Source organism: Nocardioides sp., from assembly GCF_035429765.1.
In the GTDB taxonomy this organism is placed as follows: Bacteria; Actinomycetota; Actinomycetes; order Propionibacteriales; family Nocardioidaceae; genus Nocardioides.
This window is the reverse complement of the sequence record NZ_DAOMFK010000209.1, coordinates 1-5,423: the sequence shown is the minus strand read 5'-3', so window position 1 is coordinate 5,423 and position 5,423 is coordinate 1. Positions and strand designations below refer to the sequence as shown.

Sequence of the window (5,423 nt, the reverse complement as noted above, 5' to 3'; positions counted from 1 at the left end):
TACCGCTACGACTCGCCGCTGTTCTTCGCCAACGCCGAGGACTTCCGGCGCCGGGCCCTCACCGCGATCGCCGGGGCCCCCCATCCGGTCCGGTGGTTCGTGCTCAACGCGGAGGCCAACGTGGAGGTCGACATCACCGCCGTGGACGCGCTGGAGGAGCTGCGCCACGAGCTGGCCGAGCGTGGCATCGTCTTCGGGATGGCACGGGTCAAGCAGGACCTCGCCGAGGACCTGCAACCCTCCGGCCTGCTCGAGCGGGTCGGGCTGGACCGCGTCTTCCCGACGCTGCCGACCGCGGTGGACGCCTACCGGGCCTGGGTGGCCCGGCAGGGGCCTGGGGCCGGGCCGTGAGCTACGAGCAGTCCGGCACCGGGGGGAGGTCCCGGGTGGCGCCTCGCTTGAGGTAGACCGCGATGTCGCAGACCGTGGCGACCTCCCGGTAGTGACGCTCGACCGCGCGCTGCACCCTGCCCCCGGGGTCCAGCCCCCAGGTGTCCAGGGGCGTCCCCTCGATCAGCCACACCGGTCCTCGCGGGCTGCGCACGCTGCGGCTGAGCTCGCGCAGCCGCGGGTCGAGCGTGCGGACCGGCAGGCTCCACAGCTGCCGGTAGCCCGGCCGCAGCCCGGCGCTCTCGAGGATGTTGGCACGCCCGTAGGTGACCGCGCCGGAGTCCCCCGGCCGGCTGGCCTGGCGCAGCCAGTCGGCCACCGCCGTCTCGTCCGCGCTCACCCGGGTCACCGGTGGGGTCAGCGCCACGACCCCGCCGACCACGGCCGACGCCACGACCGCCGCCACCGTCACGCCCATCACCCGCGGGTGCGACCCTGCCCGCGCCGCGAGGCCGGTGAGCAGCGCGGCGGCCGGCACGAGCGCGATCAGGTAGTGCGTCCAGTAGTTGCCACCCATCAGTGCTCCCGCCACCTCGGTGAGCAGCAGCGCCACCGTGGCCACCAGCACCGGGTCGTCGCGGCGGCGCCGGGCGAACCACAGGGCGACCACCAGCACCGGCAGCAGCCCGCTGACCAGCGCGACCATCGGCAGCTGGACCAGGCGGCGCTGCGTGGACGAGGAGGAGGAGGAGGCGATCACCTCGGCCGCGGAGAGCCGGAACTGGACCAGGGTCTCCCACAGCACGCCGAGCCCCGGCCCCCACGCGAGCGCCCAGACGCAGGTCGCCACGACGGGGAGCACGGCGCCGGCGCCCAGCGCCCCGACCTCCCTGGCGGTGCGGGGCAGGCCCCACCTGTCTCGCCAGGCGGTGGCCAGCACCAGCACCCCCACGAAGACCAGCCCGTCCACCAGGTTCTGCTTCACCAGCGGCGCGCTGCTCGCCAGCAGGCCGGCCGCGAGCAGCAGCAGGCGACTGCGCCGGCCGTCCTCGCGGCGTACGGCGTCCAGCGCGAGCGCACCGCTGCCCAGCACCAGCGAGGCACCGATCAGCTCGCCGTTGACCTCGAGCGCCCCCAGGACCGGGTTGGACGTCAGCCCCGCGGCGACCAGTGCCGCCCAGGTGGCGCCCCGCCTCCCGGCCATCAGCCAGCCGACCCGGCCGGCTGCCGCGACCAGCAGGGCGATCACGGCCAGGCCGAGCACGCGTACCGCGAGCAGGCCGCCGAGCTCGTGGCCCAGCCGGAAGAACAGCAGCAGCAGCGGAGGACGGTCGACGAAGAGCCGGCCGTAGAGCTCGGGGCCACCGGCGTGCCACGCGCCGGCGACGAGCAGCAGCCCGCCCTCGTCCGGGTAGGCGATCCGCTGGAGGAAGGGCAGCCGCAGCAGCCAGGCGAGGCCGACGGCCAGCGCGACCGGCGCCCAGGGCCGGGCCCAGTGTCTCCGCGCCGCAGCTGCCCAGGGCATGCCGTCGAGACTAGCGAGCGCCCTGGAACGCGCCGCGAACGTGAGGTGACCACGGGCCGACCCGCGGGCACCGCCTATGCTCACGCGGTGAGCACCTGGTTCTCCTCGCCGCGCGAGGCCACGAGCCGGCTGGAGGCCGCCGGCTACCTGGTCGACTCGGCCACTGCGACCACCTCCTACCTGGCGGGAGCCCTGGAGAAGCCGCTGCTCATCGAGGGCCCCGCCGGTGTCGGCAAGACCGAGCTCGCGAAGGCGGTGGCTCGTGCGGCCGGTGCCGAGCTGGTCCGGCTGCAGTGCTACGAGGGACTCGACGAGGCCCGGGCCCTCTACGAGTGGAACTACAAGAAGCAGCTGCTGCGCATCCAGGCCAGCGGGGGCGCGGAGTCCTGGGAGCAGACCCACGACGACATCTTCACCGACGAGTTCCTGCTCACCCGCCCGCTGCTGACCGCCATCCGGCGGGAGCAGCCCACGGTGCTGCTGGTCGACGAGGTCGACAAGACCGACGTGGAGGTGGAGGGGCTGCTGCTGGAGGTGCTCTCGGACTTCCAGGTGACGATCCCCGAGCTGGGTACCGTACGCGCGGTTCGGCGCCCCTACGTCGTGCTCACCTCCAACGCGACCCGCGAGCTGTCCGAGGCGCTCAAGCGGCGCTGCCTCTACCTGCACCTGGACTACCCCGACCTCGATCGCGAGCGGCAGATCGTGCTCTCCCAGGTGCCCGACCTGGACGAGGGCCTGGCGGTGCAGCTGGTCCAGGTCGTCGCCCGGCTCCGCGAGCTGGAGCTGAAGAAGGCGCCCTCGATCGCGGAGTCCATCGACTGGGCCCGCACCCTGCTGGCGCTGGAGATCGGCACCCTGGACGACGCCGCCGTCGCCGAGACGCTGGGGGTGGTGCTCAAGCACGCCTCGGACCAGGACCGGGCGGTGCGCGAGCTGAGGCTGCGGGTGGGCTGAGCCGTGGCGCTCCTCGACCGGCACCTGGGGTTCCTGGAGGCGCTGCGGGCCGCCGGGGTCCGGGTCTCGCTGGCCGAGGGGCTCGACGCGGTCGCGGCGATGGGGAGGCTCGGCTGGGGTGACCGCGAGGTGGTGCGTGAGGCGTACGCCGCCACCGTGGCGAAGCGCTCCGGCCAACGCCCGACCTTCGACGCGCTCTTCGACCTGTACTTCCCCCGGCTGGTGGGTGAGCCCACCGCACGCGTGTCGGGGGAGGAGGCGCCGGCCGGGGTGCGGGACAACGCGGTCGCGCTGCAGGCGTTCCGGGAGTCGCTGGCCGACGCGCTGGCCGGCGGGGAGGAGCGGGACCTGCGCGACCTCGCGGTCGAGGCGGTGGGCCGGTTCGGGGCCATGCCCGGTCGCGGCGCGGGCCTGTCGTCCTGGTCGGCCTACACCGCCCTCCAACGTGTCGCCCCCACCGATCTGGTCGAGCGGCTCGTCGCCGCGCTGGTTGCCGAGGGCCGGCCGGAGGAGGAGGCGCGCCGCGCGGCGGGCCGCCGCGTCGGCACGTTCACGCGGCTGGTGGAGGAGGAGGCGCACCGCCGGATCGCGGAGGAGAAGGGGCCCGAGCACGTCGCCACGGTGACCGTGCGGCCCACCATCGACCGGCTGGACTTCGGCGCCGCCCGTCGTGCCGACCTCGAGCAGATGCGGCGCGAGATCTACCCGCTCGCCCGCAGGCTGGCCACCCGGCTCGCCAAGGAGCAGCACGCCCGGCGGCGCGGACCGCTGGACTTCCGGCGTACCGTCCGGGCCTCGGTCTCGACCGGGGGCGTCCCGCTCACCACCCACCACCGCCCCCGCCGTCCGCACCGCACCGAGCTGGTGGTGCTGTGCGACGTGAGCGGCTCGGTGGCCAGCTTCGCGCAGTTCACGCTGCTGCTGGTCTTCGCCCTGCGTGACCAGTTCACCAGGGTGCGTGCGTTCACCTTCGTCGACCAGGTCCACGAGGTGACCGACCACTTCCGGCCGGGGGCCGACGTCGCCGACGTGCTGGCGGACCTGGCGGCGGCCTCGGCGCACGCCGCCCGGTTCGGGCGCACCAACTACGGGCGCGCCTTCACCCTGTTCGCCGAGCGGTACGCCGACGCGCTGGGGCCCCGCTCGTCCCTCCTGGTGCTCGGCGACGCCCGCTCGAACTACAGCGACCTGTCGGTGCCGGTGCTGCGCGAGCTGGCCGGCTCCGCCCGGCACTCGTGGTGGCTCAACCCCGAGCACCGGCGGCTGTGGGACACGGGCGACTCCGCGGCCGGCGCCTACGGGGCCGTCGTGCCCATGGTCGAGTGCCGCAACCTCACCCAGCTCGGGGAGTTCGTGCACGACCTGGTGTGAGCCTCACCGGTCCCGGGTGACCTGGAAGGCACGGGTCTCGGTGGGGCCGCCCGACCCGGTGAGGAACCCCTGGGCGTGCAGGGTCGCCAGCTGCGCGGTCACCGAGGGGTGGTCGCTGGCGTCCACGCCTGCCCCACCGGCGACGTAGTGCGCCAGGTCGTGGTCGTCCACGAGACCCGAGCCGTGGTCGTCGAAGAGCACCGTCACCTCCTCCGGGGTGTCCGGGTTGGGCTCACCGTCCAGCAGCGGGACCGGGTCGCCGCGGTGCTCCATGGCCAGCACCTGGGTCCCGGCCGGGAAGTCGCCGGTGAGCGCGATCGGCGACCCGGCGGTGACCACCCCGACCACGTGCACCGTGGGGGAGTGGGCTGCCAGCCAGGCCGCCTCCAGGCCTCCCTGGGAGTGGCCGACCAGCAGCACCGGGTCGTGCGGCGCGGCGCCGGCCGCGCCCAGCGCCTGCAGGACGCCGTGCGCGTAGCCGGTGGGCCGGCCGTCCAGCACCCGCAGGTTCGTCGGCAGGTCGCGCACGTCGCCGTCCATCGTCCAGGGCAGGGTGCCCAGGTCGTCGGTGCCGGGTAGGTACACGACGTGCCGGCGTACCCCGTCCGCGCCCGTCCAGCTCTGCACGGCCAGGGTCCCGTTGTTCTCGGAGTCCGTCTCCCCGGACCACGCGCTGGCCTCCTGCAGGCGGGTCATCAGCTCGGCGACACCCGCCGGTGGCCGCTCCGCCGCGGACAGGTGCAGGTCGGGGCGGAGCCGGACCCGGGGCGTCCCGTCGTCGGGGTAGAGCCTGGCCAGTGCCGCTGCGGCGTCCTCGGTACCGGCCGGCCTGCCGAACGGGGTGAGCAGGGGCACCGGGAGCAGCCCGTCCACGAGGCCTCCGGCGCCGTTGGCCAGGTGCTGGACGGCCCCGGGGTGGCCGGTCGCCCAGCCCTGCAGCCCTCCGATGGCACCCGCGCCGGCCGCGGTCAGGCCGTCCCGCACCTCACGGCGCGCACCGTTCGGGAGCAGCGCGTACGTCGTCAGGGCCAGCCCGCCGCCCAGTGCCGCGGTGGGAGCCCAGAGCGGGGCGGTGAGCACCCCGGCGACCGCCCCCGCGGACAGCGCACGGCCGGCGGTGCGCCCGGCGGCGTAGTCCAGCGCCTCGAAGGAGCCGTGCACCAGCACGTCGGCGCCCTCGAGCGCGTCGAGCGCCGCGCGCACGGCGGCCGCCAGCGCGGTCCAGGCCACCGCCTGCACG

Annotated in this window: 5 protein-coding genes; 3 read left to right on the top strand and 2 right to left on the bottom strand. The window is 75.1% G+C overall.

All coding sequences use genetic code 11. The features are described from left to right. On the top strand, positions 1-351 hold a 351-nt coding region (locus tag PLP61_RS14610; protein ID WP_324503482.1), incomplete at its 5' end, for an STAS domain-containing protein. 1 nt (position 352) lies between these two features. Here PLP61_RS14610 and PLP61_RS14605 read toward each other — a convergent pair. Next, positions 353-1,855, bottom strand: a complete 1,503-nt coding sequence (locus tag PLP61_RS14605; protein ID WP_324503481.1) for a hypothetical protein — start codon at positions 1,853-1,855, stop codon at positions 353-355. A gap of 87 nt (positions 1,856-1,942) precedes the next feature. On the opposite strand from PLP61_RS14605, the gene PLP61_RS14600 reads away from it, so the two are divergent. Together PLP61_RS14600 and PLP61_RS14595 are read left to right on the top strand one after the other, a co-directional pair. Continuing rightward, on the top strand, positions 1,943-2,812 hold the full coding sequence (locus PLP61_RS14600; RefSeq protein WP_324503480.1) for an AAA family ATPase: 870 nt from the start codon (positions 1,943-1,945) through the stop codon (positions 2,810-2,812). A 3-nt stretch (positions 2,813-2,815) separates the two neighbouring features. Next, a complete protein-coding gene (locus tag PLP61_RS14595) occupies positions 2,816-4,183 on the top strand; it encodes a VWA domain-containing protein (RefSeq protein ID WP_324503479.1) in 1,368 nt (455 codons plus the stop codon). 3 nt (positions 4,184-4,186) lie between these two features. On the opposite strand, the gene PLP61_RS14590 is transcribed toward PLP61_RS14595, so the two are convergent. After that, positions 4,187-5,423: alpha/beta hydrolase family protein (locus PLP61_RS14590; protein WP_502889072.1), on the bottom strand; the 1,237-nt coding region annotated here is incomplete at its 5' end.